Here is a 26,485-nt window from a genome sequence, read left to right on the forward strand (position 1 = left end):
ACTCCTCAGCGGGCCGGGGTCTGGGCCAGTTGCGCCACGATCCCGGCGTCGGCCTCCAGGAACGGCACGTCCGCCGCCCCCGGGGCCAGCCAGCGCAGCTCGTGGCCCTCGCGCGGGACGACCCGCCCCGTGAACCCGTAAACGTGAAAGAAATGCAGCCGCACCCGCAGATGCGGGTAGGCGTGGCGCGCTTCGCGCCAGAAGGCCATCTCGGTGGGCGCGATGCCCAACTCCTCGTCCAGTTCGCGGGCCAGGGCCCGCTCCAGGCTCTCCCCGGGCTCGACCTTGCCGCCCGGGAACTCCCAGAACCCGGCCTGGGGCTTGCCCTCGGGCCGCCGCGCGGCCAGAAAGCGCCCGTCCCGCCAGATGACGGCAGCCACCACGTCGATTTCCGCCCTCGGCGGCGCGCTGCCCGTCGTCTGCACCGTGCGTCCTCCCGGACTCCAAAAAGCTTGCGGCAACCGCAGACCTTATTCGCGATGTCCGCCGAAGGCAAGCCCGAGGCGGGCCCGCCGCGCAAAACGCCCCCGTGGCGACAAAGTAGCGCCACCGCGTTGACAAGCCAACTGAACCACCTGTACAAACAGACTATATTTTGTTCGCCCGCCGAACCAGCGAGAATTCATGCACCCCCCCGCCCCGCCTTTGCCCGCCCGCGCCGCGCCCTCCCGCCGGACATGGGGCCGTTGCCCCGCGGCCCTGCTGCTGGCGGCGCTGCTGCTGGCCTCGCCCGGGGGCCCGGCGCGGGCCGGGCGGCCCGGAGGCGACGCGCCCGCCACCATCGTCTTCTGCTGCCCGGAAGCGGGCTGGCCGCCCTACCTCCTGCCCTGCAACGGTTCCGACTGCCGCGGCATCATGCCCGAGATATTCCGGGAGGCCATGCGAAGCCTGGGCGTCACCGTGGTCACGCGCAGTTTTCCCGAAAAGCGCAGCCTGGTCATGCTGCGCCAGGGCGAGGTGGACGTGTACAGCAAGGCGCCGGAGTGGGTGGAGGATTCCGAGGCGTTCCTGTGGTCCGCGCCGGTGCTGCCCTCGCGCGACGTGCTCGTGGCCCCGGCGGGCGGGCGGCCCATCGACGGCCCGCAGGACCTGACGGGCCTGCGCCTGGGCACTGTGCTCGGCTACTCCTATCCCGGCCTGGACGAGGCCCTGGCCAGCGGCCGGGTGACGCGCGACGACGCCCCGGACACCGCGAGCCAACTGCGCAAACTGCTCTACGGCAGGACCGGCGCCGCAGTGGTCAACGAGCTGGTGGCGCGCTGGGTGCTGCGCGGCCTGCACGAGCCCGGGGCCGACTCCCTGCGTTTTTCCGAACGGAGCGTGGGCCTGGCCTGGATGCGCTTCGGTTTCACCCGCGCGCGCGACTGGAGGGCCCTGGTCGGGCGCCTGGACGCCGAAATCGAACGCATGCGCGCCGATGGACGGCTCCAGGCCATCGTGGACACCTACCGCTAGCGCCCCGGGTCAGCAGCCGTCGCCCAGGGCCTCGCGTTCGGCTTCCAGGGCCGCGATCTCCCCTTCGAGCCCGTCCATGCGCTCCACGAGCTTCTCCGTCAGCCCCTGCAGCTCCGCGAAACGCTTCATGAGCCCCGAGGAGCGCGCCGCGTCGGCGTAGACCTCGGGATCGGCCAGGGTCTGCTCCACCTCGCCCTGCTCGGCCAGCAGCTTTTCCAGCTCGGCCTCCTTGGCGGCGTAGCGCTCCTGGAGCGGGCGCAGCTTCTTGTACAGCGCGTTGCGGGCCTCGGCCTGACGGCGCTTGGCCTCCTTGGCATCGGCGCGGCTGCCCCGGCGGGCATCGGCCTGGGGCGCGCACGCGGGCTCCAGGGCCGCGCGCCGGGCGCGGTCGTAGCCCTCGAACCCGTCGGGAAAGACCTCGATGCCCCCGGGCTTCAGCCACCAGACCTCGCGGGCCACGGCGCTCATGAGGTGCCGGTCGTGGGCGACCATGAGGATGGTGCCCTCGTAGTCGCACAGGGCCCTGATGAGCGCGTCGCGACTTTCCAGGTCCAGGTGGTTGGTGGGTTCGTCCAGCACCAGGAAGTTGGCCCGCTTGAGGAACAGGGTGGCCAGGATCAGCCGGTTCTTCTCGCCGCCGGACAGCTCGCGGACCTCCCGGTCCCAGAACGATTCGGGCAGCATGAACAGGCCGAGCACGCTGCGCAGCTCCTCCTCGGTGGTGCGCGGGTCGGACAGGCGGCGGATTTCGCCGAGCACCGTGCGGTCGAGGTTCAGGGTCTCGGCCTGATGCTGGGAAAAGTAGCCCACGCGCATCTTGGAGCCGACCTCGATGGACCCGGCGCTGGGCGCGAGCTGGCCGGTGATGGCCCGCAGCAGGGTCGTCTTGCCGCAACCGTTGGGCCCGGCCAGGGCGATCTTCTGGCCCGCGTAGATGTGAAAATCCAGGGGCCGCCACAGGCTCGTGCCGCCCGAATAGGCCACCTGCACGCCGATAGCCGAGAGCACGGTCTTGTTGCCGCGCTCGGGCGCGGGCCAGGAGAACTTGAGCTCCTTGGCCTTGGGCTCGGCGCGCACGCCTTCCAGCTCCTTTTCCAGCTTGGCCACCTGCTTTTTCATGCTGTTGGCCTGCCGGGCCTTGGTGGCCTTGACCTGGAAGCGGCGCACGAAATCCATCTTCTTGGCGATGTCGTCCTGCACGCGCTGCTCGGCGCGGCGGCGCTGCTCCTCGGTTTCGTCCATCCAGGCCCAGAACTGGGTGAACGTGCCCTTGCGCACCACGGGCTTGACCCCGCCCAGGAACAGCACATGGGTGGACACGCGGTCCAGGAGCATGCGGTCGTGAGCCACGAAGACCAGGGCGCCCTCGAAGGCCTTGAGGTAGTCCTCAAGCCATTCCACGGCTTCCAGGTCCAGGTGGTTGGTGGGCTCGTCGAGCAGCAGCACGCCCGCGCCCTCCACCAGGATGCGCGCCAGCTTGGCCCGCTCGCGCCAGCCGCCGGAAAGCTCGCGCAGGGGGCTGCCCAACTGCTCGGCGGAGAAGCCCAGGCCCGAGAGCACGGCCCGGGCCTTGTGCTCGGGGTTGTAGCCGCACACGTGCTCCAGGTGGGCCTGCTCCTGGGCCAGGGCGCCCAGGGCGGCCTTGTCTCCGGCGCGGGTGGCGGCCTCCCAGCGCTCCCAGAAGTCGCCCCACGACGGCAGCCCCTCCATGACCCAGCTCGTCACGGACTCGCCCAGGTCGCGCTCGGCCAGTTCCTGCTTGGAGTAGCCGAGTTGCGCGTCCTTGGGGATGGACACCGTTCCGGAGTCGGGGTCTTCGATGCCCGCCAGAATGCGCAGGAAGGTGGACTTGCCGCAGCCGTTGGGGCCGACCACGGCCAGACGCATGCCGGGCGTGACCTCCAGGGAAAAGGCCTGGAACAGGTCGCGCCCGCCAAAGGACTTGGACAGGGACTGGATGCTGATTCTGGACATGGCTCACATGCGCCCGGCTGGGGCGGCTGACGAAGAAAAACCCGGGAAGCCGCGCGGCCTCCCGGGTTCTGGGTTGCTGGCAATGTGCGGGCTCGCGCCGCACCGCTTCTACAGCTTTTCGGCCACGAGGTCACCCATTTTCTCGCACCCGGCCATGCGGCAGCCCTCCTCGCGGATGTCGCCCGTGCGCCAGCCCTCGTCGAGCACGGCGGACACGGCGGCCTCCACGGCGTCGGCGGCGGCGGGCATGTCCAGGGTATGGCGCAGCATCATGCCCACGGAGAGGATGGTCGCCAGGGGGTTGGCCTTGTCCTGCCCGGCGATGTCCGGCGCGGAGCCGTGGATGGGCTCGTAGAGCCCCGGCCCGCCCGAGCCCAGCGAGGCCGAGGGCAGCATGCCGATGGACCCGGTGATGCACCCGGCCTCGTCGGAGAGGATGTCGCCGAACAGGTTCTCGGTAACCAGCACGTCGAACTGCGCGGGGTTGCGCACGAGCTGCATGGCCGCATTGTCCACGTACATGTGCGAAAGCTCGACCTCGGGGTAGTCGCGGGCGACCTCGACCACCACCTCGCGCCACAGGCGCGACACGTCGAGCACGTTGGCCTTGTCCACCGAGCACAACCGCCGCGAGCGACGCATGGCGGCCTCGAAGGCCACCCGCGCGATGCGCTCCACCTCGTGCTCGTCGTAGATCATGGTGTTCCAGCCCACGCGCACGCCGTTGCGGACCTCGACGCCCCGGGGCTCGCCGAAGTATGCGCCGCCGGTCAGTTCGCGCACGACCATCACGTCCAGGCCGTCGGCCACGATGTCGGGGCGCAGGAAACAGGCCCGGCGAAGCTGCGGGAAGAGCTTGGCCGGACGCAGGTTGGCGAACAGGCCCAGGGCCTTGCGGATGCCCAGCAGGCCGCGCTCGGGGCGGATGGCGGGGTCGATGGTGTCCCACTTCGGGCCGCCCACGGCGCCGAGCAGCACGGCGTCGGCCGCCTTGCAGGCCGCCACGGTGGCCTCGGGCAGGGGGCCGCCCGTGGCGTCGATGGCCGCGCCGCCCAGCAGCGCCTCGGTGCAGACGAACTCGCAGCCGTGGCGCGCGCCCACGCGCTCCAGAACCTTGCGGGCCTGGGTCATGATTTCCGGGCCGATGCCGTCGCCGGGCAGGATGCAGATGGTCTTGCGCATGGCTAGCGGGCCTCCCCGGCCAGACGTCGGCCCACGTAGCCCACAAGGCCCCCGGCGTCGAGGATCTCCTGCATGAACGGCGGCACGGGCTGGCAGCGGACCTCGACTCCGGTGTCCAGATCACGGACCACGCCCGCGTCGGTGTCCACCTCGATGCGGTGGCCGTCGCCGAGGTCGGCGTAGCCGTCGCCGACCTCGATGAGCACCAGGCCCATGTTGAAGCCGTTGCGGTAGAAGATGCGCGCGAAGCTGTGGGCCACCACCACGGGAATGCCCGCGCCCTTGATGGCGATGGGCGCGTGCTCGCGCGAGGAGCCGCAGCCGAAGTTGGGCCCGGCGACCATGATGTCCCCGGGGCGGACGCGGGACACCCAACCCGCCTCCAGGCCTTCCATGCAGTTGGCCCCGAGCTGCGCCTCGTCGGTGGTGACCAGGAAGCGCGCCGGGATGATCGCGTCGGTATCGATGTTGGCGCCCACGGCGTGGGCGGTTCCGGTATAGTGCATTGTCGCTTTCTCCGTCCTAGAGGTCCGCCGGGCTGGCGAGGGAGCCGACCACGGCCGAGGCGGCGGCCACGGCGGGCCCGCTGAGGTAGACCTCGGACTCCAGGCTGCCCATGCGCCCCTTGAAGTTGCGGTTGGTGGTGGCCACGGTGCGCTCGCCCCTGGCCAGGATGCCCATGTGCCCGCCCAGGCACGGCCCGCAGGTGGGCGGACCGACCACGGCCCCGGCGTCCATGAAGGTTTCCAGCAGACCTTCCTTCAGGGCCTGGCGCCAGATGCGCGGGGTGGCGGGCAGCACGATGAGCCGCACGCCCCGGGCCACCCGGCGGCCGCGCAGCACGGCGGCGGCCTCGCGCAGGTCCTCGATGCGCCCGTTGGTGCACGAGCCGATGACCGACTGGTGGATGGTCACGTCGCGAACGGCGGACACGGGGCGCACGTTCTCGGGCAGGTGCGGGCAGGCCACCTGGGGCTCCATGCCCGTCACGTCCAGGCGCACGGTGCGTTCGTAGACCGCGCCCGGGTCCGGGGCCAGGGCGGCGTCGCCCGCACGCCCGGCGGCGGCGGCGTAGGCCAGGGTCTTGGCGTCGGCGTCGAACAGCCCGACCTTGCCCCCGGCCTCGATGGCCATGTTGGCCATGGTCATGCGGCCCTCGACGGTCAGGGCCTCCACTGCGCGCCCGCCGAATTCCAGGGCCTTGTACAGCGCCCCGGCCACGCCGATCTCGCCGATGAGGCGCAGGATGTAGTCCTTGCCGCCCACGTGCTCGCCGGGGGTGCCGTCGATCTCCACGCGGATGGTCGGCGGTACCTTGAACCACGTTTCGCCCAGGGCCATGGCCCCGGCGATGTCCGTGGAGCCCATGCCCGTGGCGAAGGCGCCCAGGCCGCCGTAGGTGCAGGTGTGGCTGTCGGCGCCGACCACCACGTCGCCGGGGCCGACCAGCCCCAGCTCGGGCAGCAGCGCGTGCTCCACGCCCACGTCGCCGCCCTCGTAGTAGTGGACAACGCCCATGCGCCGGGCGAACTCGCGCACGGTGCGCACCTGCTCGGCGGAGTCGATGTCCTTGTTGGGCGTGAAGTGGTCGCACACCAGGGCGACGCGCTCCTTGTGGAACACCCCGCGCGCGCCCATGGCCTCGAAGGCCTTGATGGCCAGGGGCGCGGTGATGTCGTTGGCAAGCACCAGGGACACGCGGCAGCGTGCGATGCTCCCGGCCTCGCCCACGGGTTCGGCGCTGTGTCGTTGCAGGATTTTCTGGGCCAGGGTCTGGGGCATCTACTTGTCCTCTCTTTTCTTTTCCAGGCGGTTCAAGGCGTTGAGCATGGCCCTGGCGCTGGCGACGATGATGTCGGCGTCGGAGCCGCGGCCGACGGCGCGCTGGCCGTCCTGCTCGATCTTCACGGTCACCTCGCCCTGGGCGTCGGTGCCGTCGGTGATTGCGTTGACGAGGTACTGCTCCAACACGGGGCGTTGCCCGGTGATCTCGCTGATGGCGTTGAACACCGCGTCCACCGGCCCCACGCCGAAGGTGGCGATCTTCCGTTCCTGCCCGTCCACGTCCATGATCACCGCCGCCGTGGGCGGCACGCTGATGGTGCCGGACTGGATGTGCAGGTGCTTCAGGCGGTACTTGTCGGGGATGCGGAAGACCTCTTCGAGCACGATGGCCTCGACATCCTCGTCGTATATTTTTTTCTTGATGTCCGCCAGCCTCTTCACTGCGGCCGCAACCACCTCCACCTCCTCGTCGGACAGGCGGAAGCCCATGGCCTCGACCTTGGACTTCACGGCGTGGCGGCCCGAATGCTTGCCCATGACCATATCCGTGGCCGAGCGGCCCACGCTCTCGGGGGTCATGATCTCGTAGGTCTCGCGGTGCTTGAGCATGCCGTCCTGGTGGATGCCCGACTCGTGGGCGAAGGCGTTGTCGCCGATGACGGCCTTGGTGGCCGGAATGGGCCGGCCGATGATGCGCGAGAGCATGCGGTTGGCCGGGAAGAGCTGCTCGGTGTCGATGCCGTGGCTCACGTTGTAGTACGCGGGGCGGGTGCGCATGTTCATGACCACCTCTTCCAGGGCGGCGTTGCCCGCGCGCTCGCCGATGCCCGAGAGGGTGACCTCCACCTGGCGCGCCCCGGCGCGCACGGCGGCCAGGGTGTTGGCCACGCCCAGGCCGAGGTCGTTGTGGCAATGCACGGAGAACACGGCCTGGGCGGCGTTGGGCACCGTTTCCATGAGGAAGGCGATCAGGTCGGCGAACTCCTCGGGCTGGGCGTAGCCCACGGTGTCGGGAATGTTCACGACCCTGGCGCCGCAGGCGATGGCCAGCTCGCAGATCTCGGCCAGGAAGGGCCGCTCGGAGCGCGAGGCGTCCTCGGCGGAGAATTCCACGTTGGCGGTGAGGCTTGCGGCGTGGCGCACGGCGCGCTCGGCCATGCGCAGCACCTCGGCGGGCTCCTTGCAGAGCTTGTGCTTCATGTGCAGCGGGCTGGAGGCCAGGAAGGTGTGGATGCGCGGGTTGCGCGCGCCGCGTATGGCCTCCCAGGCGCGGTCGATGTCCTTGGGCAGGGCCCGGGCCAGCCCGGCCACCTGGGCGCGCTCCACGGTGCCCGCGATGGCGCGCACGGCCTCGAAGTCGCCCTCGCTGGCCGCCGGGAACCCGGCCTCGATGATATCCACGCCCAGGCTGTCGAGCTGGCGCGCCAGACGCAGTTTCTCGCGCAGGTTCATGGTGCAGCCCGGGGACTGTTCGCCGTCGCGCAACGTGGTGTCGAAGAAATAGACGCGGTCGGACATGTGCTTCTCCTTGGCAATGCCGGTCTGGCGGTGCCTGTGCGGCGGGCCCGGCCCGGGCGGAGGAGCCCGGCGGCGGCGCCGCTGGTGGGTGGTGGACGATGAGGGGAACCTGCCGGTGGCGTCCGGAGAAGCATACTGGGCGTTCCGGGCGCCGCGCCCGGCGCGCGCCGCCCAGGGAAAAAAACCCGTGGGGAAGGAGGGTGCGCCGTGGCGCTACGAGTGCGTGCGAGTCCGCTCCCGTAGGATATGGGGGCGGCGTAGGAGCAGGTAGTAGGTATGCACGGGCCCGGAGAGGATGTACCCGAACAGGATCAGGAATCCCAGAGCCTTGGGCTGGGAGGCGACCATCACGAAGAGCAGGATGGCCGTGACCATGCTGCTGAAAGGATGGGCCTTGACGAAATCGTATTCCTTGAAGGCGGCGTAGCGCACGCGGCTGACCATGAGGAAGGACAGGGCGTAGGCCAGAACGAGGCTCGCCTCGGGCAGGTGGGTCGCCAGGAACCCGGGGGCGAAGGGCTCGAAGAGCACCAGGGTGGCCAGGGCGCAGCCCTGGGCCGGGATGGGCAGCCCGATGAAATACTTCTTCGACGACGTGGAGGTGTTGACGTTGAAGCGTGCCAGCCGCAACGCCCCGCAGACGACGATCAGGAAAGCGGCCATGAGCCCCAGGCGCCCGTAGGCGTGGAGCTGCCACTGGTAGACCATGATGGCCGGGGTCACGCCGAAGGCCACCAGATCGGCCAGGGAGTCGTACTGCACGCCGAACTCGCTGGCCGAGCCCGTCAGCCGGGCGACCTTGCCGTCCATGCCGTCGAACAGGGCGCTGACCAGAATGGCCAGGGCGCAGGACTCGAACTGGCCCTGGATGGCCCACATGATGCCCAAGAATCCGGAGAACAGGCTCGCCGTGGTGAGCATGTTCGGCAGGATGTAGACACCTTTGTGGAACGGTCTGTCCGTGGGCTCGCTCATGGTCCTTCTTGCTCTACTCTTGCGCGCCGCTCTTGCGGCGGGCGATGATCGTCTGCCCCGCGAGGACCCGGTCCCCGACGTGCACGGCTATGTCATAGGCATCCGGAAGATAAAGGTCAACCCTGGAGCCGAACTTGATGAGCCCGAAGCGCGCGCCCCGGCCCAAGGTGTCGCCGGGCTCCACGTGGCAGACGATGCGCCGGGCCACCAGCCCGGCAATCTGCACCACGCTCCACTGCCCGCCCTCGGAGCCGCGGATGTCCAGGGCCATGCGCTCGTTGTCCTCGCTGGCCTTGTCCAGGCTGGCGTTCAGGAACTTGCCGGGGTGGTATTGCAGGCGCTCCACAGTGCCCGCCACGGGCATGCGGTTCACGTGCACGTCGAAAATGTTCATGAAAATGCACACGACCTTGCGCTCCTGGCCCGTGAAGGGGTCGCGCGCCAGCCCGGCCTTGACGATCTTGCCGTCCGCCGGGGAGACGGCCACCCCCGGCTCGGCCGCGGGGTAGCGCTCGGGGTCGCGGAAGAAGTTCACCGTCAGCGCCGTGAGCACCAAGCCCAGGGCCGTGCCGGTCACGCAGTCCAGGACGGCCAGGATGACGGTGAAAAACGCCGCCAGGGCGATGGCGGGGGCGCCTTCCAGGGCAATGCCGACGCGGGGGGTTTTCATGACGGCTCAGGCCTCCAGGCCGGGACAGAACTTGCGCAGGCGCGTCTCGAAGTCCTGGCGGCCGGTGTAGTGAATGGTGTGCAGGCCCCGCTCCCGGGCGCGGCGGATGTGGCCCTCGAAATCGTCTATGAACAGCGCCCGGTCCGGCGCCACGCCCAGGGCGGCGAGGATGTCGTCGAACAGGGTCGGGTCCTTCTTGGTCTTGCCCAGGCGGTAACTGTTGAGCACCAGATCGAAGTGGGCGAAGACGCCGTGGGCGGCGTCCAGTTCGTCGAGCCAGTTGGTCTGGTCGCTCAGGATGGCCACCTTGTACCCGGCGGCGCGCAGCTTGTCCACCCGGGTGAACATGAACCCGCGCGGCACGAAGCGCGAAAGCAGCTCGCGGCGCAGGGCCTCGTCGGATTCGCCCAGGCCGGTGCGCGCGCGCAACTCCTCCCAGAACTGGGTCTCGGTGGCCCGGCCTTCCACGTAGCCGCCCCGGCGGATCACGTCCACCGCCGTCTCGGCCAGACCGCCCGCGTCCATGCCGTGACGCGCGGCAATGGCCTTGAAGCCCTCGAAAAAGCCTTCTTCGGCCAGCACGCCGCCGAAATCGAAAATCACGGCGTCCAGCCCCTGGCACGGGCCGCCCGTCGCGTTTTGCACGATCTTCTGAACCATGGTCGCAATCCTCCAGCGCAAAGGTGCCTTCATGAACATATCGCGGCCTCCCGGTCAACTCCCGGCCAGGGTGGGCCCCACCCGGTATGGTAGGGGCAAGTCGGCTCCAGTCAAGCCGGGCCGCCGGGGCCAGGGCCCGGCATCACGGCGGCGGCTTGCCAGCGGCCCGCCCCCGGGCTACACACCCGGGCATGGACCCGGTGACGCACCTCGTTTCCGGCGCCCTGGCCGGGCGCATCGCCAGGGACCGCCTGGGCACCCGCGCGGCCTACGGCCTGTGCCTGCTCGCGGCCTGGCTGCCCGACGTGGACAATTTCGTGGGCCTGGGCCCCGAGGCCTACCTGCGCCACCACCGGGGCATCACCCACTCCCTGGTCGGCATCGTGGCCCAGGCGCTGCTGCTGGCCGCCGTCTTCCGCCTTTTCGGCAAAGCCTTCACCCCGCTTAAGACCTTCTGTCTGGCCCTGGCCCTGCTGGCCGGGCACCTGTGGCTGGACATGATCACCACCTTCGGCACCCAGCTCCTTGCGCCCTTTTCCGACGCGCGCCTAGCCTGGGGCAGCGTGTTCATCATCGATCCCTTCCTGACCCTGAGCGCCCTGACGCTGCTGGGCCTCGCCCTGCGCCGGGGCGCGCGCGGGGCCCCGGGACGGCGGCTGGCCGCGGCCGGACTCGCGCTGCTGGTGGCCTACCCCCTGGCCTGCCACGGGGTGCGCACCGCCGTGGCCTCGGCCATGCCCCGGGTCCTGGCCGCCCAGGGGCTGGCCGACCGGCCCTTCGAGGTCAGCCCCGACGCGCTTTCGCCCCTTTTCTGGAAGGTCACGGTACAGGACGGCGGGCGCTGGCTGGTCGGCTCGACCACCGCCCTGCCCGCCGCCGGGCGACCCCTGGAGTTCGACGCCTTCACCCGCGCCGACCCCGCCCTGCTGGAGCGCCTGGGCCGCCGGGCCTCCCTGTTCGCCACCTGGGTCTGGTTCGCCCACGCCCCGGCCATGGAGCCCGCACCCCTGCCGCCGCAGGGGGCGCCCCCCGGCGGCGGGCACGCCGTGCGCTTCCTCGACGTGCGCTTCCACTCCGCCTCGCCCGTGCTGCGCGGTCTGGCGGGCCTGCGCGACATACCCTTCGCGGTCACCGCCGTGTTCGATCCCACCGGCGCCCTGGAGAGCGTGCTCTACGCCGGGCAGAGCCATCCCCTGCGCACGGTGCCCTGAGCCCCCGGGCGGCCCGCCCTCGGATGCCGTCCGGGCCGAAAAAAATGTCCCGCTCCGAGGCCCTGTTGCCATTTATATACGCCTGGCCGCAATTTTCCCCCTTGCCAACCCCGGCCGAAAGCATTACCTGCTTCCCTATTGAATAGCACGCTAACAATTTTGTCCGCGTGCCAGAGTCCATTCCCGGAGGATTTTCCGTCCATGCCGCGCATCCTTTGCTCCGCCCCCAGGCGCCTCCTGGCCCTGCTGTCCACCATCGCCCTGGCCGTGGCCCTGTCGGGCTGCGACGACAAACCCCAGGCGAGCGCCGCCGCCTCGCCCCCCGCGCCCCAGGTGCGGGCCATGACCGTGACCAGCGCCGACCTGCCCCTCACGGGCGAGTTCGCCGCCCAGGTCACCGGCTCGCGCGACGTGCAGGTCCACGCCCAGGTGGGCGGCATCCTGCTGGAGCGCACCTATGTGGAAGGCGCCTACGTCCGCAAGGGCGACCTGCTCTTCCGCATCGAGCCCGATTCCGCCCACGCCAGCAACGAGCAGGCCCGGGGCGAACTCAAGCGCCTGCGCGCCACCCTGGAGCTGGCCCGGGTGGACCGCGAGCGCACCGAAACGCTGTTCGCCCAGGGCGTCGTCAGCGCCCAGGAGCGCGACGACGCCGTGACGGCCCACGACCAGGCCGCCGCCGCCGTGGAGGCCGCCGAGGCCGCCGTGCGCGAAACGGCCATCACCCTGGGCTACACCGAGGTCCGCGCGCCCATCTCGGGCGTGACCAGCAAGGAATCCATGTCCGAAGGCAGCCTCGTCAGCGTGGACGGCAACAGCCTGCTGACGACCATCACCCAGGTGGACCCGCTGTACGTGAACTTCTCCGTGACCGGCAGCCAGGTGCTGCGCGACCGGCGCCTGGAGCGCGAAGGCAAGCTGACCACGCCCGAGGGCGGCATGACCGTGCGCCTGAAGCTCTCCGACGGCAGCCTCTACGAGCACGCCGGCGCCATCGGCTTCGCCGACAGCCGCGAAGACCCGCAGACCGGCACCGTGAACTTCCGCGCCACCCTGCCCAACCCCGACGGCCTGCTGCTGCCCGGCAGCTACGCCCGCGCGGTGGTGGAAGGCGCCGTGCTCAAGGACGTGATGCTCATTCCCCAGCGCGCGGTGCTGTTCACCAAGGCCGCGCCCCTGGTCTACGTGCTCGACGCCGAAAACGCCGCCTCGCCCGTGCCCGTGACCCTGGGCCGCGCCGTGGGCGACAGCTTCGTGGTCGAGGGCGGGCTCGCCCCCGGGCAGACCATCGTGGCCGAGGGCGTCATCAAGGTCCGCCCCGGGGCCAAGGTCGCCGTCATCGACGAGGGCGCCGCCGCACCCAAGGCCGGCAACGGGCAGGGCAAGAGCTGATGTTCTCGCGCTTCTTCATCAACCGGCCGATCTTCGCGACGGTCGTCTCGCTGTTCTTCGTGCTCGCGGGGCTCATCTCCCTGCAGGTGCTGCCCATTGCGGAGTTCCCCGACATCGTGCCGCCCGAGGTGCAGGTGTCGGCGCGCTATCCCGGCGCCAGCGCCGAAACCATCGCCCAGACCGTGGCCGCGCCCATCGAGCAGAAGATCAACGGCGTGGAAGACATGATCTACATGCGCTCGGTGAGCGCGGGCGACGGCAGCCTGGCCATCACCGTGAGCTTCGAGGTCGGCACCGACCCCGACCAGAACACCATCAACGTCAACAACCGCGTGCAGGCCGCCGAGTCGTCCCTGCCCGAGGAAGTCCGCCGCCAGGGCGTCACCGTCAGCAAGAAGTCGTCGAGCATGCTCATGGTCCTGGCCATGGAGGCCGAGGACGACCGCTACGACACGGTGGACATCAGCAACTACGCCCTGGTCAACGTCATCGACGAGTTGAAGCGCCTGCCCGGCGTGGGCGACGCCACCGTTTTCGGCTCGCGCGACTACTCCATCCGCATCTGGCTGCGCCCCGACAAGCTGGCCACCCTGGGCCTCACGCCCACGGACGTGGCCACCGCCGTCAGCGAGCAGAACGCCCAGTTCGCCGCGGGCGCCATCGGCAGCTCGCCCCTGGAAAACCCGGTGGAGATGACCTACACCGTGACCACCCAGGGCCGCATGGTGGACCCCGAGCAGTTCGAGGACATCATCCTGCGCGCCAACGACGACGGCAGCTTCCTGCGCCTGCGCGACGTGGCCGACGTGGAACTGGGCGCCCAGAGCTACGTCCTGAGCAGCAAGCACGACGGCAAGCCCTCGGTGGCCATGGGCGTCTACCTCGCCCCGGGCGCCAACGCCCTGGCCACCGCCGACCGCGTTCTCGAAGCCATGGACCGCCTCTCGGGCCAGTTCCCCGACGGCGTGCACTACACCGTGCCGTACAACACGACCACCTTCGTGCGCATCTCGGTGCAGGAGGTGCAGCAGACGCTCATCGAGGCCTTCCTGCTGGTGTCGCTGATCATCTTCATCTTCCTGCACAACTGGCGGGCGACCCTCATCCCCCTGCTGGCCGTGCCCGTGTCGATCATCGGCACTTTCGCGGGCATGTACGCCCTGGGCTTCAGCATCAACACCCTGACCCTGTTCGGCCTGGTGCTGGCCATCGGCATCGTGGTCGACGACGCCATCGTCGTCATCGAAAACGTGGAACGGGTGATGAAAACCGAGTTCCTGCCGCCCAAGGAGGCGACCATCAAGGCCATGGGCGAGGTCAGCGGCGCGGTGGTGGCCATCGTGCTGGTGCTCTGCTCGGTGTTCATCCCCGTGGCCTTCATGGGCGGCCTTTCGGGCGAGATGTACCGCCAGTTCGCGGTGACCATCGCCGTGTCGGTCATCATCTCGGGCATCGTGGCCCTGACGCTGACCCCGGCCCTGTGCGCGCTGCTGCTCAAAAACGAGCACCGCCAGCCCATCCTGCCGCTTCTGCTCTTCGAGCGCTTCTTCACGCGGCTCACGGCGGGCTACACGGCGGGCGTGCGCCTGCTGCTCAAGCGCTCGCTGCTGGCCTTCGCCATCTTCGCGGTGCTGTGCGTGGTCTCCTGGCGCATGTTCGAGGCCCTGCCCAGCGCCCTGGTGCCCGAAGAGGACAAGGGCAACATCCTGTCCGTGACCATGCTGCCCGAGGGCGCGTCCCTTTCGCGCACCGAGGAGGCCATGGACGCCCTGACCGAGCGCATGACCAAGATGCCCGGCGTCAACGGCATCATGACCCTGGCCGGGCTGGACCTGCTCTCCGGCGCCATGCGCACCAACACCGGCACGGCCTTCGTGAACCTCACGTCCTGGGACGAGCGCAAGCACGGCCCCACGGTGGAGCAGATCGTGGGCATGACCTTCGGCGCGGGCGCGTCCATCACCGACGCCTTCGTGCTGGCCTTCAACCTGCCGCCCATCATGGGCATGAGCAACACCGGCGGCGTGGAAGGCTACGTGCAGGACCGCGGCGGCGAAAGCCTGACGACCCTGGCCGAGCGGGTCAACGAACTGGTGGGCAAGGCCCGCCAGCGCCCCGAGTTGGGCAACGTGCAGGCCATGTTCAGCGTCAACTCGCCGCAGATCAACGTCATCCTCGACCGCGAGCGCGCCCGGGCCATGGGCGTGCCCATCGACCGCGTGTTCGAGACCATGCAGGCCACCTTCGGCGCCTACTACATCAACGACTTCAACCGCCTGGGCCGAACCTTCAAGGTCCAGCTCCAGTCGCGCGGCGAATTCCGCGACAACCCCGACGACCTCGCCGACGTGTACGTGCGCTCGGATTCGGGCGAAATGATCCCGCTGACGGTGCTGGCCACGGTGGAGCAGACCACCGGCCCCGAGGTGGTGGAACGCTTCAACGTGTTCCCGGCGGCCAAGATCATGGCCAACCCGGCCCCGGGCTACAGCTCCGGCCAGGCCATGGACGCGCTGGAGGAGCTGACGCGCAGCGAACTGCCCGACACCTACCACCTGGCCTGGACCGGCTCGGCCTACCAGGAGCGCGCCACGGGCGGCACCTCGTTCACCGTGCTGCTGCTGGGCCTGCTGATGGTCTTCCTGATCCTGGCGGCGCAGTACGAACGCTGGACCCTGCCCCTGGCGGTCATCCTGGTGGTGCCCTTCGCCCTGTTCGGCGCGGCCGGGGCCACCCTGCTGCGCGGGTTGTCCAACGACACCTACCTGCAGATCGCCCTGGTGACCCTCATCGGCCTGGCCTCCAAGAACGCCATCCTCATCGTGGAGTTCGCCGTGCAGCAGCACAAGGCCGGGCTGAGCATCGCCGAGGCCGCGGCCAAAGCCGCCGAACTGCGCTTCCGGCCCATCGTGATGACCTCCCTGGCCTTCATCCTGGGCTGCCTGCCGCTGGCCATCAGCAGCGGCGCGGGCGCGGCCAGCCGCCACGCCATCGGCACCGGCGTCATCGGCGGGATGCTCGCGGCGACGTTCATCGCGCCGTTCTTCATCCCGACGTTCTACAAGACGGTCGTCGGCATCACCGAACGCCTCCGTCGTCGCCCCAAGAGCGACGGCTGATCCCCGAAAAAGGCGCCCCGCCCGACACTCCTCCGGGCGGGGCGCCGCATGCCCGCAACCGGGCGGCCCTGCCGCCGCCCGCCGCAAGGAGACGCATGGACACCGCGAAGCCCGCCGGGGCCACCCCGCTCTTCAAGGCCCACGCGATGAGCACGATGCTCTTCGTCCGCGAACTGCGCCAGGCCATGGACGACATGTTCCGGCCCTACGGCATGAGCAGCTCGCGCTGGATGGCCCTGGCCATTCTCAAGGACGCCCTGGAACCCATGTCCCAAAAGGAGTTGGCCCTGCGCATGGACATCGAGGGCGCCACCCTGGTGCGCATCATCGACGCCCTGGAGCGCGACGGCTGGGTCCGCCGCCGGGTTTCGCCCCTGGACCGGCGCATCAAGCTGGTCTCCATGGAGCCCAAGGCCCAGGAATTCATACGCATATTCATGAACGCCATGGGTCGGTTGAACAAGGCCCTCTACGCGGGCATCCCGGATTCACGGGTCCAGGCCAGCATCTCCCTGCTGGAGGAACTGCGGGCGAACCTGCAATCCTTCTCCGAGGATCTGCGCGAGGAAGCCACGGCGTAGCGGCCCGAAACAACCGGGACGCGAAAAGGCCGCCTGCGCGAGGAGTGCGCGCAGGCGGCCTTTTCGCGTCCGGCGGACGGTCAGGCGATTCGACGGCCGTGCGGGCTCAGGGCGCCGCCGGGGCGTTCAGGAACGGGGCGGCGTCGGGCCGCACGGTCAGCAGGTTGCGCTCCACCAGTTCCTCCACCAGCACGTCCGGACGCGCCGCGTCCAACAGTGTTTCCAGCTCCGCCGGGGAATCGGGGCGCAGCAGCTCGCGGTGCACGGCCACCCCGGCGCCGAAGCGCTCGGCCACGCGCCGGGCGAAGCTCGTGCCCATGACGAAGGAGTCGCCCACCAGGGCCACCCGCCCCGGGCGCCCGGGCGCGGCGAACAACCGCGCCGGGTACTGCTTCCAGTCCCGCCCCAGCCACCGGGGGGCCAGGGTTTCGGTCGCGCTTTCTGCCACGGGGGTCAGTTCCTCGTAGTCCTCGGGCAGCACATATTGCAGCCCGAGCATCCGCGCCAGGCCGAAGCCCAGGCCGGAGACGCGGGTGCGCCGGAATTCGTCCAACCCGGGAGCGGGCACGCCCGCGCGCCCGAGCACCGCCGCCGCGGCCAGCACGGCCCCGGCGTCGTTCCAGTGGGTGTCCGTCTTGTGGTAGAGCCGTTCGTTTCCGGCCCCGGCCAGCAGCGCGGCCTTGAGGTCCACCAGGGGCGAGCCCGCCACCCCGGCCATGCGCGCCTGGAGCTGGTCCAGCGCCGTGACGGCCGCCGGGGCCAGCTCCGGGGGCACCTCCCCGGGGTGGACCGAGGCCTTGTTGGGCGCCACGGCGAAGACGTAGCGCACGCCCCGGCGGGCCAGCCAGCGGGCCTTGGCCTCCAGCAGGGCGGCCCAGGCGTCCAGGCTTGCGGCGTCCAGGGGCGCGGCCTTGCGCCCGTACTCCAGGCTCTGGCCCAGGAAGAGCCAGTCGTCGGCCCCGGAAACCACCCAGCGCGAAGGCTTGGGCGCCAGCAGCCGCAACTGGAGGAGGTTGAACAGGGCGCTCATCTCCGCGCGCAGGCCGAAACGGTCGCCCACGAAACGGTCCACCGCGCCGGGAAACCCGCGGGCCTGCTCCAGGGTCTCGGGCCAGCCCGGCAGCGCGGCCAGGGTCCGGTTCTCGTCCGAAGCCACGGTGTCGCTCCAATGCAGCACCAACCCGCCCAGGGGCACGAACAGCACCGCCAGAAACAGTGCCGCCAGCGCCCCGCGCACCCGTTTCACGCCCGTTCCGTCCATCCTAGAACCTGAAATAGATGAAAGGGTTGTAGGTCGCCGAGGCCACATGCAGCAGCGACAGGCCCAGCACGGCGAGCAGCCCCAGGGCCCGCAGGGCCTCGGGGCCCCAGGCCGGAACGGCACGCCCGGCCTGCGGCCAGCGCCGGGCCAGCAGGGCCCGGGCCCGCCCGAGGGCCGGGGCCCACGGCAGGGCCAGGGCCGCCGCCGCCAGCAGCATGAGCAGCTTCTCCCGGGGCAGGAACGTTTCGACGCTCATGGCCTTGACCGTGGCCGCGCCCACGCCCGCCATGGTCCGCAGGTAGTCCAGGGCCTGGGGCAGCGCCTCCACGCGGAAGAAGACCCAGGCCACCAGGACCACCAGCAGCACGTACCCGTGGCGCAGGGGCCGCCACAGCCGGTCCACCAGCCGCCCGAAGGCCGTGCGCTCCAGGCTCAGGAACAGCCCGTGCAGCGCGCCCCAGATGACGAAGTTCCAGCTCGCGCCGTGCCACAGCCCGCAGAGCAGGAAGACGATCCACAGGTTGAGCGCCACGCGCCAGGGCGCCGCCCGCCCGCCGCCCAGGGGGATGTACAGATAGTCGCGAAACCATGTGGACAGCGAGATGTGCCAGCGCCGCCAGAACTCGCGCATGGACGCCGCCGCGTAAGGATGGTCGAAGTTTTCCAGGAAGCGGAAGCCGAACATGCGCCCCAGGCCGATGGCCATGTCCGAATATCCCGAGAAGTCGAAATAGATCTGCAACGCGTAGCAGCCGATGCCCAGCCAGGCCACCGGGGCCGAAAGCGCCGCGGGGTCCAGGGCCATGATCTGGTCGGCCACCTCGCCCAGGGTGTTGGCCAGCAGCATTTTCTTGCCCAGGCCGACGACGAAGCGGCGCACGCCCTCGGCGAAGCCGTCCAGGTCCACATGGCGGCGCAGGAGCTGCGCGGCCACGTCGTGATAGCGCACGATGGGCCCGGCGATGAGTTGGGGAAACAGGCTGACGTACAGCGCCAGATTCACGGGGCTGCGCTGCACGGCGGCCTGGCCCCGGTAGAGGTCGATGACGTAGGACATGGCCTGGAAGGTGAAGAAGGAAATGCCGATGGGCAGATGCGTTTCCACGGCGGGCAGCGGCGCGAAGCCCAGGGCGGCAAGGGCGGCGCCGACGTTCGCGGCCAGGAAGCCGCCGTACTTGAACCAGCCCAGCAGCCCGAGGTTGAAGGCCACGGCGGCCCACAGCACCAGCCGCCGCCCCCGGGGCGTGGCCGCGCGCGCCAGCAGCAGCCCGCAGGCGTAGTTGGCGGCGATGGAGGCCAACATCACCAGGACGTAGAAAACCTCGCCCCAGGCGTAGAACAGCAGGCTCGCGGCGAGCAGAAAAGCGTTGCGGGCCCGCGCGGGCAGCAAAAAATTGCCCAGCAGCGCCAGGGGCAGGAAGAGGAACAGGAAGATCGGCGACGAGAAAACCATCGAGGCCCCGGTCGGGTTGCAGGCTGCCCGCGCCGCCGGAGCCCGGGGGCTCCCGCACGGGGCGCGGCACAATAGCAGAACGGAAACCGGCCCGCAATCGGCGCACCGGGGGTGCCGCCGCAATGCCGCCGGAACGTGGCACCCGCGATCTAGATGCCGTAGCGTCGCCGCAGGGCGGCAACCAGGGCCGGGTCCGGCCTGTGGGGCAGGGGCGCGGGGGCCGGGGGGGCGGGCAGGCGCAGGGCCGCGCCGTGGGGCGTTTCGTCCACCAGGGCGTTCCAGGCGTGGACCATGAGCGGCTCCAGGCCGACCACGTCGGCGGCGTTGTAGGCCAGCAGCGTTTCCAGAGCCGCCGGGTTGCCCGTGGTCCGGTATTCGTGCCACAGCAGCACGGCGAAGTAGCCGTCCACGCCGTCCAGCCCGTCGCGCGAGAGGCCGAGCCGGTGCTCGATGGCCTTGAGCCCGCCCGACAGACCCACGCGCTTCAGGACGTGGCGCAGGTCGATGTGGGCCATGTCCAGCTTCAGGCCCAGCTCGCGCCGTAAAAAGGGCACGTCGAAGCTTTTGCCGTTGAAGGTCACCAAGAGGGAGAACGCCTGGATGTCGTCGGCGAAGCGCTCCAGGTCGCGGCCGTGGACGTAGGTCCGCACGCGCCCGCCGCCGTAGAGGGCGATGGTGGTGATGTGGTCTCCGCCGTCGCGCGACAGGCCGGTGGTTTCGATGTCCACGTAGGCCGCGCCGTGGCGGAAGTCGGCGAACAGGCGCCAGTCCTGCCCCGAGGGCAGCGACCGGGCGAACCACAGCGCGTCGCCCGCCGCCAGCCGCCGACGCGACTGCTCCAGATGCTGGCGGACCCAGCCCGCGCGCGGGCCCAGGGCGCCAGCGCCCGTTTCCGGGGCGGCCAGGGCGTCGTCCCAGCAGGTCAGGCCCCGGCGCCAGTACTTTTCCTCGGTGCCCACGCCCACGCGCGGGATATGGCAGAACGTGTGCTTGAGCATGGCCGTCCTGTGGCTGTATGAAGTGCTGCGCGGCGCAGGGTACGGCCCCGGGCGGGCGGCGTCAAGGCGCCGACGCCGCCCCGGGCGGGAATCCGCGCGGGCGGCTCCCGCCCGGGTTCGCCCGGCCTGGAACGATTCATGCATTTTCGCCCGGGAAAACCGCGCACCGGCACAAACGGCCCCCGGCCCGCCCCCCGGAAAAGCAGGAGGACCACCCCAGCCCATGCCCCCCCAGGCCCGGATACGCTTCACAGCCAAGGCGCTGCTCCGGCGGCTTTTGCCGCCTGGCGCCCTGCGCGCCCTGGACCTCGTGCGCCCCGGGCGGGCCAACGCGGGCGAAACAAGGCCCCAGGCCCTGGCGGCGGAGCTGCTCGACCTGACGGCCCGCCTGGGCCGCACCCCGGGCGAAACAAGCCTGCTGCTCCTGGGCGCCGGGCGCTACGCCCTGGAGGGCGTCCACCTGCTGGCCGCCGGGTTCGCCCGGGTGACCCTGGCCGATCCGCAACTCGCACCGCCCGATCACCCCGCGCACCGGCGCCGCCTGCGCGAGGCCTGCCGGCGCGCGGGCCTGCCCCGGGCCGACGCCCGGGCGCGCCTGACCCTGCTGCGCGGCACCATCGAAACCCTGCCCGCCCCGCGCCCCGAGGGCCGGGTGGACCTGATCTACAGCGGCTCCGTGCTGGAGCACGTGGCCGACCCCCGGGCCGTGTTCCTGGCCCTGCGGGCCTGGTTGCGCCCCGACGGCGCCATGGCCCACTGCGTGGACCTCACCAGCCACGAACGCGACCACAACCCGTTCATCATGCTCACCTTTCCCGAGTGGCTGTGGCGCCGGGCCCTCTCGCCGCGCGCGCCCTGCCTGCTCAACCGCTGGCGCGTGGATGACTATGAACGGGCCCTGGCCGGGGCCGGATTCGGCGGCTGCCGCACGGAAATCCACGCCACGGACCCGGCGGCCCTGGCGGCCGTCCGCCCGCTTCTGGCCCCGCCCTACAGGCATCTGCCCGCGTCCGCCCTGGAGGCCACCTGCGTGACCTTCCACGCCGCCCCGGGTTCCGCAACCGAGCATCCTTCCAGGAGAAACCCATGAATTCCATCGCCGCCCCTTCCTACCCCGAACAGGAGCAGGCCCGGGCCCTGCCCTCCCCGGCCCTGGCCGCGCAGTACCTGGAGCAGGCCTACAGCGACCGCAGCAAGCCCGCCCCGGTCTGGCTCGACCTCGGCCTGCTCTACCAGGAGCTGGGCGACCGCGAAAAAGCCGTCAACGCCTTCTGCCGCGTCATCGAGCTGGACCCCGAAGGCGAGGGCCAGGCCCGCCTGAGCGCCCTGGAAGAGGCCGACGCCGCCGCCCGCGCGGCCGCAAACGCCCAGCCCCAGGCCCTGGGCCCACAGGACATAGTCGAACGCGGCAAGCTGATCCAGGCCCGGCTGGCCGACGTGGAGCGTTTCTTCAGGCTGAGCGTGGTCTATCTGGACATCACCAACTTCTGCAACTACCGCTGCGCCCACTGCGGGTTCGCCGCCCACCGCTGGACCGACGAGCGCGACATCCGCAAATACATGCCCTTCGAGGAGGCCCGCGGCTACATCCACAAGGTCGAACGCGGTCTGCGCATCATGGAGCAGGCCTACGGCATCCGCTACGACCGGCGACGGATCATCATCCATCCCCAGGGCGGCGGGGAACCGCTCATCCATCCGGACTTCCACGCCATCATCCGCGAAATCACCCGTTTCGGCTACAGCACCCGGCTGACGACCAACGGCTCCATGCTGCACGGCGAGCGGGCCCAGGCCCTGCTGGACGCCAACCTGAACGAGCTGCACATCAGCATCGACGCGGCCTCGGAGGAGACCTATGCGGCCATCCGCCAGAAGGGCATGTACAACCGCGTCGTCCGCAACGTGGAGAACTTCATCGTCCAGTGCAGGCGGATGAAACCAAAGCCGCACATCACCGTCTCGCTGTGTCACTCGCCGTTCAACAGGAACGACTGGAAGGCGTTTTGCGAATACTGGGCCCCCAGGGCCGACGACGTATGGATTCAGCGCTACATGCCCGTGCATGGCGAAACGCGCGCCGAACACGAGGGCAAGTACACCGGGCCCCGGGTCTTCTGCTCGCGGCTGCCGGGCTGCTTCTCGGTGAACTCCGGCGGCGACACCATCGGCTGCCAGTGCGGCTTCGTCCAGGCCGGCAACCTCGGCGCCCAGAACTTCGAGGACATGTTCCTCTCCCTGGAGCGCATCCGGACCTTCGAGTGCCACGAGCAGGGCCGCTTCGACGAGGTGGACGCCTGCCGCGACTGCGCACGCTGGATCGACAAGATCCCCCTGGAGGACGAGAAGCTCATCGCCATCAAGGGCCGGGCCTACCGGCTCAAGCGCACCCACGAGGACGTGCGCATCTACAACTCCATCGGCCAGCGGGTGGTCGACCTGAACGACCCCTCCTTCCTGCCGCCGCTGCGCGAAGACGAGCCCTGATCCGCAGCCGGGCGCGGGCCCCGGGCCCGCGCCCCTGCCGTGGAACGCATTTCCCCTTTCCGCCCTCCCGGTTTTCTTTTCCGCACGGTCATGGTATACAATGAAAGGCGCACCCTTCCCGCGCGCCCCGCGAACTACAGGCACCCCGAGGCGGAACCATGACCCAGCTCCCGGAACACCACGCCCTGCAAGACCTGCTCGCCGCCAACCAGGGCTGGCTCATGGCGCGGGTGCTGCATTACGCCGAGGCCCGGGGCTTCGGGCCGTATGTCTCCCCCCTGGGCGACGCCTGGCGCGAGGCCGTGGCCGAGGTCTGCGCCGCCATCCTGGACACGGCCCGGCACCACGGCGGGCAGCCTCCGCCTCCGGCCCCGCCCGGCGCCCCGCCCTCGGAGCCCCTGGAGAAGCTGGCCGCCCGTCAGGCCCGCATCCAGCACCGCCAGGGCGCGCGCCTGGCCCTGTATCTCGGCCTGCTCAAGCTCCTGCGCCGCAGCCTGCTCGACCTGCTGGCGGACCAGCCCCTGCCCCAGACCGACCCTCGCGCGGCCCAGCTCTTCGTCAACGGCTGCCTCGACCGCTTCGAGATCGCCCTGTGCGCCGAATGGACCGCCCCCGACGATGCCACGGCCCTGGAGGAACTGCGCGCGGGCAACCGCGAGCTGCGCCACGAGCGCAATCTCTACCTGAGTGCCCTGGAAAGCCTGCCCGACCCCCTGGCCCTGGTAGACCCCCAGGGCCGCGTGCGCCACCTGAACCTCGCCGCCGCGGCGCGGCTGGGCATCCCCCTGGCCCCCGGCGGGCTGCACTCCGGGGAGGCCCCGCCCGGGCCGGACGCCCGGGGCACCCACTGCCCGCGCACGCGCGCCAGCCTGCACGGCGTGCCCCTGGCCACGCTGCTGCCCTGGCTGGAGGCGCCCATGACGGCCTTCCTGGCCGGGGAGCGCAGCATGCAGCGCCTGGACGTGCGGACCCGGGACGAGTCCGGCCCGCGCAGCTTCCGCCTGACCATGGCCCGGCTGCTGGGCACCACGCAGCAGGCCCGGGGCGCGGTGATCCAGACGGCCGACGTGACCGACCTGGCCGCCCTGTGCGCTTCGCAGACGGACGCCGCCACCGGGCGGGACGAGATGGTCCGCCTGGTCATGGACCACACCCCGGCGCTCATCGCCTACCTGGACCGCGACCTGCGCTACCGCTTCGCCAACGCGTACCACACCGAAATCTTCCGCCTGACGCCTGCGGACATCGTGGGCCGCCCCCTGCGCGAGCTGTTCGGCGACCAGGCCTGCGCCCTGGTGCGGCCCCGCTGCGAAAAGGCCCTGGCCGGGCAGCCCCAACACTTCGAGATGCCCTTCGTCTCCACCCGGGGCGAGACGCACCACTTCGACGCGGCCTGCATCCCCCACCACACGGGGGACCGGGTGGCCGGGCTGGTGCTCCTGCTCCAGGACGCCACCCTGCGCAAGCGCGCCGAGCGCGAGCAGCAGCGCTTCTTCGACGTGTCCCTGGACATGCTCTGCGTGGCCGGACTGGACGGGCGCTTCCGCAAGGTCAACGACGCCTGGACGCGCGCCCTGGGCTGGGAACGCGGCGAACTGCTCGGGCTGCCCTGGGCGGCCTTCACCCACCCCGAAGACGCCGACACCGTGCGCCAGGCCTTCGGGCAACTGGCCCGGGGGCGCAACGTGGTCGGCCTGGAAAGCCGCTTCCGCCGCAAGGACGGCACCTTCCGCTGGGTGAACTGGAACGCCCTGGCCCTGCTGGACGAGGGGTTGGTCTATGCCGTGGCCCACGACACCACGCGCCGCCGCGAGATGGAGGAGGTCCTGCGCCAGTTGGCCACGCGCGACTCCCTGACCGGGGCCAGCAACCGCCGCCAGTTCATGGAACTGGCCGGGCGCGAAATGGACCGCGCCAGGCGCTACGCCCGCCCCGTGGGCCTGCTGATGCTCGACATCGACCGCTTCAAGCGCATCAACGACACCTACGGCCACCCGGCGGGCGACGAGGTGCTGCGCGCCCTGGTGGCCTGCGTGGGCAACTCCCTGCGCCGCACGGACGTGCTCGGGCGCGTGGGCGGCGAGGAATTCGCCGTGCTGCTGCCCGAAACCGGGGAGCCCGAGGCCCGGCAGATCGCCGAGCGCATCCGTAGCGACGTGGAACGGCTGGTGGTCCGCTACGAAAACCTGGAACTGCGCCTGACCATCAGCATCGGCCTGGCCGTCGCCCAGGGGGAAACAGCCCTGGACGCGCTGCTCAAGCTGTCCGACGACGCGCTGTACGAGGCCAAGCGCACCGGACGCAACCGCGTGGTCGCCGCCCCGGCCGGGACGGACGGCGCGCCGGAAGCGGACGGCCCGGTGCCGGGCATGCCGGAGGCGCAGGGCACGCCGGACACGCCGCCCGCCGGGACGGCCTGAGCCCGGGCATCGCGCCCGAACGACGACGGGCCCGCGCGGGAATGTCCCGCGCGGGCCCGTTGCGCGTGCCGCGCCGGACCGGCCTTCCGGCTCAGGCGTCGAAGCTGTCCTTGATCTGGCGAAAAAGCGACACCAGCACGCCGTCGGGCGCCTCGTTGCCGTCCACGATCATATGCGCCAGCCGGGCCACGCGGTTGCCGCTAGGGGTCACGGTCTCGTCGAGCAGGAACACGAGGTTCTGCTCGCGCTCCTCGTCGCGCACGGCCGCGCGCAGCGCCCAGTGTTCGCCGTCGCGGTCCCAGCCCAGGCGCACGTCGCGCCCGGCGCGCTGGCTGGAGCGCATGAGCGCCAGCAGGGCCCGGGTGCTGAAGGGGCCGCGCTGGCGGCCCGCCACGCCCAGAAACTCGCCGCGCCCGCTGCGGATGACCAGGGGCAAATCCAGGAAAGCGTCCCCGGGCCGGGCGTGCAGGGGGTTGTCCTGTTCGATGCGCCGCCGGACGTATTCCTCCAGGCGGGCGTTCTCGGCACGCAGGGCCCGGGCCTCGGCCTCCAGGGCCGCGGCGCGGTCGCGGTGCAGGCCCAGGGCCTCCAGGGCCTGGCGGCGCTCCCCGGCGGCCCGCTCCAGGGCTGCGCGCAGCCCGGCGGCCTCGTCGCGCAGAGCGGCGATCTCGCGGCGGTACACGGCCTGGCCCTCGAGCACTCCGGCCACGCGGTCCATGACCGCCGCCAGGGACTGGGACAGGGCCGGGTCCAGCCCTGCGGCGTCGGAAACGGAACCGCGGCCGGGAGCGGCCGGACGCCCGAAGCGGGCGGCAGCCTCCCGGGCGGGGCGGGCGGCGGGCGGGGTGTGGTCGTCCATGGCGCGTCTCCTGCGGGGCACGCTGCCCCTGCTGTCCGGTGCCGCGCCCGATGCGGGCGGGCGGCCCGGAACGGACCATCCAGATTCGTCGAACGTATCCGCTGCGGTAGAAATTGTCTAGACTCTTTCTAATTCCCTTGCATTCTCGCCCGTTGGCCCCGGGGAGCGGCCCGATGTCCCGCCGCCGCCGGAGCCGCTCCGGCCCGCGTGCCCCGGGTGCGCGGCGCAAGCACAAAAAAAAGCCGCCTCCCGAAGGAGGCGGCTTGGAGATCGTGGTAGGCCATCAGGGACTCGAACCCCGAACCAATGGATTAAGAGTCCACTGCTCTACCAATTGAGCTAATGACCCACGTTTCCCGTTTGGGAGGCCCTGATTACATCACCCCGAAGAGGGAAGTCAACAAAAAAGACACTACCCGGTCAATTTCCACAAAATGCCTGTGCCCCAATGGATTTTGCGCGCAATGCCGAGCGGTGTGCCGACG

At 70.6% G+C, this 26,485-nt stretch carries 21 protein-coding genes and 1 tRNA gene; 8 read left to right on the plus strand and 14 right to left on the minus strand.

Annotation, left to right across the window (positions count from 1 at the left end; genetic code table 11):
* Positions 1–5: 5 nt before the first annotated feature.
* Entirely contained in the window at positions 6–425 is a 420-nt protein-coding gene (locus ACZ5KV_RS02725; protein ID WP_464240807.1) for a (deoxy)nucleoside triphosphate pyrophosphohydrolase, read from the minus strand.
* 199 nt (positions 426–624) lie between these two features.
* Here ACZ5KV_RS02725 and ACZ5KV_RS02730 point away from each other — a divergent pair, with 199 nt between their 5' ends.
* Positions 625–1,455 carry a substrate-binding periplasmic protein gene (locus ACZ5KV_RS02730; protein ID WP_464240808.1) on the plus strand — a complete coding sequence of 277 codons (831 nt, stop codon included), beginning with the start codon at positions 625–627 and terminating at the stop codon, positions 1,453–1,455.
* A 9-nt stretch (positions 1,456–1,464) separates the two neighbouring features.
* Here the strand turns inward: ACZ5KV_RS02730 and ACZ5KV_RS02735 are convergent, their stop codons facing one another.
* The 8 genes from ACZ5KV_RS02735 to ACZ5KV_RS02770 form a co-directional block, all read right to left on the minus strand.
* Entirely contained in the window at positions 1,465–3,429 is a 1,965-nt protein-coding gene (locus ACZ5KV_RS02735) for an ABC-F family ATP-binding cassette domain-containing protein (protein WP_464240809.1), read from the minus strand.
* A gap of 108 nt (positions 3,430–3,537) precedes the next feature.
* Positions 3,538–4,611, minus strand: coding sequence for a 3-isopropylmalate dehydrogenase (gene leuB, locus ACZ5KV_RS02740; protein WP_464240810.1), 1,074 nt, complete (start codon positions 4,609–4,611; stop codon positions 3,538–3,540).
* Positions 4,612–4,613: 2 nt separating this feature from the next.
* Positions 4,614–5,117, minus strand: coding sequence for a 3-isopropylmalate dehydratase small subunit (locus tag ACZ5KV_RS02745; protein WP_464240811.1), 504 nt, complete (start codon positions 5,115–5,117; stop codon positions 4,614–4,616).
* Between the two features lie 16 nt (positions 5,118–5,133).
* Entirely contained in the window at positions 5,134–6,393 is a 1,260-nt protein-coding gene (locus ACZ5KV_RS02750) for a 3-isopropylmalate dehydratase large subunit (protein ID WP_464240812.1), read from the minus strand.
* Positions 6,394–7,914, minus strand: coding sequence for a 2-isopropylmalate synthase (locus ACZ5KV_RS02755; RefSeq protein ID WP_464240813.1), 1,521 nt, complete (start codon positions 7,912–7,914; stop codon positions 6,394–6,396).
* Positions 7,915–8,127: 213 nt separating this feature from the next.
* Positions 8,128–8,889: a CDP-diacylglycerol--serine O-phosphatidyltransferase gene (gene pssA / locus ACZ5KV_RS02760; protein ID WP_464240814.1), complete on the minus strand. Its 762-nt coding sequence runs from the start codon at positions 8,887–8,889 to the stop codon at positions 8,128–8,130.
* 13 nt (positions 8,890–8,902) lie between these two features.
* A complete protein-coding gene (locus ACZ5KV_RS02765) occupies positions 8,903–9,559 on the minus strand; it encodes a phosphatidylserine decarboxylase family protein (RefSeq protein ID WP_464240815.1) in 657 nt (218 codons plus the stop codon).
* Positions 9,560–9,565: 6 nt separating this feature from the next.
* The gene (locus ACZ5KV_RS02770) at positions 9,566–10,219 is read right to left on the minus strand and encodes an HAD family hydrolase (RefSeq protein WP_464240816.1); all 654 of its coding nucleotides are present in this window, start codon (positions 10,217–10,219) and stop codon (positions 9,566–9,568) included.
* Between the two features lie 191 nt (positions 10,220–10,410).
* Between ACZ5KV_RS02770 and ACZ5KV_RS02775 the strand changes: the two genes are divergently transcribed.
* The 4 genes from ACZ5KV_RS02775 to ACZ5KV_RS02790 all read left to right on the plus strand — a co-directional run bounded on the left by ACZ5KV_RS02775 (position 10,411) and on the right by ACZ5KV_RS02790 (position 16,522).
* Positions 10,411–11,430 (plus strand): metal-dependent hydrolase, encoded by a 1,020-nt coding sequence (locus tag ACZ5KV_RS02775; RefSeq protein WP_464240817.1) that lies wholly within the window; start codon positions 10,411–10,413, stop codon positions 11,428–11,430.
* 201 nt (positions 11,431–11,631) lie between these two features.
* Positions 11,632–12,822: an efflux RND transporter periplasmic adaptor subunit gene (locus tag ACZ5KV_RS02780; RefSeq protein WP_464240818.1), complete on the plus strand. Its 1,191-nt coding sequence runs from the start codon at positions 11,632–11,634 to the stop codon at positions 12,820–12,822.
* Positions 12,822–15,941 carry an efflux RND transporter permease subunit gene (locus ACZ5KV_RS02785; RefSeq protein WP_464240819.1) on the plus strand — a complete coding sequence of 1,040 codons (3,120 nt, stop codon included), beginning with the start codon at positions 12,822–12,824 and terminating at the stop codon, positions 15,939–15,941. Before ACZ5KV_RS02780 ends, ACZ5KV_RS02785 begins: the two co-directional genes overlap by 1 nt.
* Positions 15,942–16,036: 95 nt before the next feature.
* Positions 16,037–16,522 (plus strand): MarR family winged helix-turn-helix transcriptional regulator, encoded by a 486-nt coding sequence (locus tag ACZ5KV_RS02790; protein ID WP_464240820.1) that lies wholly within the window; start codon positions 16,037–16,039, stop codon positions 16,520–16,522.
* Between the two features lie 106 nt (positions 16,523–16,628).
* On the opposite strand, the gene ACZ5KV_RS02795 is transcribed toward ACZ5KV_RS02790, so the two are convergent.
* The 3 genes from ACZ5KV_RS02795 to ACZ5KV_RS02805 form a co-directional block, all read right to left on the minus strand.
* Positions 16,629–17,768 (minus strand): alginate O-acetyltransferase AlgX-related protein, encoded by a 1,140-nt coding sequence (locus ACZ5KV_RS02795; RefSeq protein WP_464240821.1) that lies wholly within the window; start codon positions 17,766–17,768, stop codon positions 16,629–16,631.
* Between the two features lie 16 nt (positions 17,769–17,784).
* Entirely contained in the window at positions 17,785–19,236 is a 1,452-nt protein-coding gene (locus tag ACZ5KV_RS02800; RefSeq protein WP_464240822.1) for an MBOAT family O-acyltransferase, read from the minus strand.
* A gap of 149 nt (positions 19,237–19,385) precedes the next feature.
* Positions 19,386–20,234, minus strand: coding sequence for a ribonuclease H-like domain-containing protein (locus tag ACZ5KV_RS02805; protein WP_464240823.1), 849 nt, complete (start codon positions 20,232–20,234; stop codon positions 19,386–19,388).
* Between the two features lie 223 nt (positions 20,235–20,457).
* Between ACZ5KV_RS02805 and ACZ5KV_RS02810 the strand changes: the two genes are divergently transcribed.
* The 3 genes from ACZ5KV_RS02810 to ACZ5KV_RS02820 all read left to right on the plus strand — a co-directional run bounded on the left by ACZ5KV_RS02810 (position 20,458) and on the right by ACZ5KV_RS02820 (position 25,141).
* The gene (locus ACZ5KV_RS02810; protein ID WP_464240824.1) at positions 20,458–21,324 is read left to right on the plus strand and encodes a methyltransferase domain-containing protein; all 867 of its coding nucleotides are present in this window, start codon (positions 20,458–20,460) and stop codon (positions 21,322–21,324) included.
* A complete protein-coding gene (locus tag ACZ5KV_RS02815; protein WP_464240825.1) occupies positions 21,321–22,721 on the plus strand; it encodes a radical SAM protein in 1,401 nt (466 codons plus the stop codon). Before ACZ5KV_RS02810 ends, ACZ5KV_RS02815 begins: the two co-directional genes overlap by 4 nt.
* A 158-nt stretch (positions 22,722–22,879) precedes the next feature.
* Entirely contained in the window at positions 22,880–25,141 is a 2,262-nt protein-coding gene (locus ACZ5KV_RS02820; protein ID WP_464240826.1) for a sensor domain-containing diguanylate cyclase, read from the plus strand.
* A gap of 91 nt (positions 25,142–25,232) precedes the next feature.
* On the opposite strand, the gene ACZ5KV_RS02825 is transcribed toward ACZ5KV_RS02820, so the two are convergent.
* Both ACZ5KV_RS02825 and ACZ5KV_RS02830 read right to left on the minus strand, forming a co-directional pair.
* Positions 25,233–26,000, minus strand: a complete 768-nt coding sequence (locus ACZ5KV_RS02825; RefSeq protein ID WP_464240827.1) for a hypothetical protein — start codon at positions 25,998–26,000, stop codon at positions 25,233–25,235.
* 273 nt (positions 26,001–26,273) lie between these two features.
* A tRNA-Lys gene (locus tag ACZ5KV_RS02830) sits at positions 26,274–26,349 on the minus strand.
* Positions 26,350–26,485 lie beyond the last annotated feature (136 nt).

This window comes from Desulfocurvus thunnarius (assembly GCF_055390965.1).

Coding starts and splice junctions, on each gene's coding strand:
- ACZ5KV_RS02730 (WP_464240808.1), top strand. CDS start 625: ATGCACCCCCCCGCCCCGCCTTTGCCCGCCCGCGCCGCGCCCTCCCGC.
- ACZ5KV_RS02735 (WP_464240809.1), bottom strand. CDS start 3,429: ATGTCCAGAATCAGCATCCAGTCCCTGTCCAAGTCCTTTGGCGGGCGC.
- leuB (WP_464240810.1), bottom strand. CDS start 4,611: ATGCGCAAGACCATCTGCATCCTGCCCGGCGACGGCATCGGCCCGGAA.
- ACZ5KV_RS02745 (WP_464240811.1), bottom strand. CDS start 5,117: ATGCACTATACCGGAACCGCCCACGCCGTGGGCGCCAACATCGATACC.
- ACZ5KV_RS02750 (WP_464240812.1), bottom strand. CDS start 6,393: ATGCCCCAGACCCTGGCCCAGAAAATCCTGCAACGACACAGCGCCGAA.
- ACZ5KV_RS02755 (WP_464240813.1), bottom strand. CDS start 7,914: ATGTCCGACCGCGTCTATTTCTTCGACACCACGTTGCGCGACGGCGAA.
- pssA (WP_464240814.1), bottom strand. CDS start 8,889: ATGAGCGAGCCCACGGACAGACCGTTCCACAAAGGTGTCTACATCCTG.
- ACZ5KV_RS02765 (WP_464240815.1), bottom strand. CDS start 9,559: ATGAAAACCCCCCGCGTCGGCATTGCCCTGGAAGGCGCCCCCGCCATC.
- ACZ5KV_RS02770 (WP_464240816.1), bottom strand. CDS start 10,219: ATGGTTCAGAAGATCGTGCAAAACGCGACGGGCGGCCCGTGCCAGGGG.
- ACZ5KV_RS02775 (WP_464240817.1), top strand. CDS start 10,411: ATGGACCCGGTGACGCACCTCGTTTCCGGCGCCCTGGCCGGGCGCATC.
- ACZ5KV_RS02780 (WP_464240818.1), top strand. CDS start 11,632: ATGCCGCGCATCCTTTGCTCCGCCCCCAGGCGCCTCCTGGCCCTGCTG.
- ACZ5KV_RS02785 (WP_464240819.1), top strand. CDS start 12,822: ATGTTCTCGCGCTTCTTCATCAACCGGCCGATCTTCGCGACGGTCGTC.
- ACZ5KV_RS02790 (WP_464240820.1), top strand. CDS start 16,037: ATGGACACCGCGAAGCCCGCCGGGGCCACCCCGCTCTTCAAGGCCCAC.
- ACZ5KV_RS02800 (WP_464240822.1), bottom strand. CDS start 19,236: ATGGTTTTCTCGTCGCCGATCTTCCTGTTCCTCTTCCTGCCCCTGGCG.
- ACZ5KV_RS02805 (WP_464240823.1), bottom strand. CDS start 20,234: ATGCTCAAGCACACGTTCTGCCATATCCCGCGCGTGGGCGTGGGCACC.
- ACZ5KV_RS02810 (WP_464240824.1), top strand. CDS start 20,458: ATGCCCCCCCAGGCCCGGATACGCTTCACAGCCAAGGCGCTGCTCCGG.
- ACZ5KV_RS02815 (WP_464240825.1), top strand. CDS start 21,321: ATGAATTCCATCGCCGCCCCTTCCTACCCCGAACAGGAGCAGGCCCGG.
- ACZ5KV_RS02820 (WP_464240826.1), top strand. CDS start 22,880: ATGACCCAGCTCCCGGAACACCACGCCCTGCAAGACCTGCTCGCCGCC.
- ACZ5KV_RS02825 (WP_464240827.1), bottom strand. CDS start 26,000: ATGGACGACCACACCCCGCCCGCCGCCCGCCCCGCCCGGGAGGCTGCC.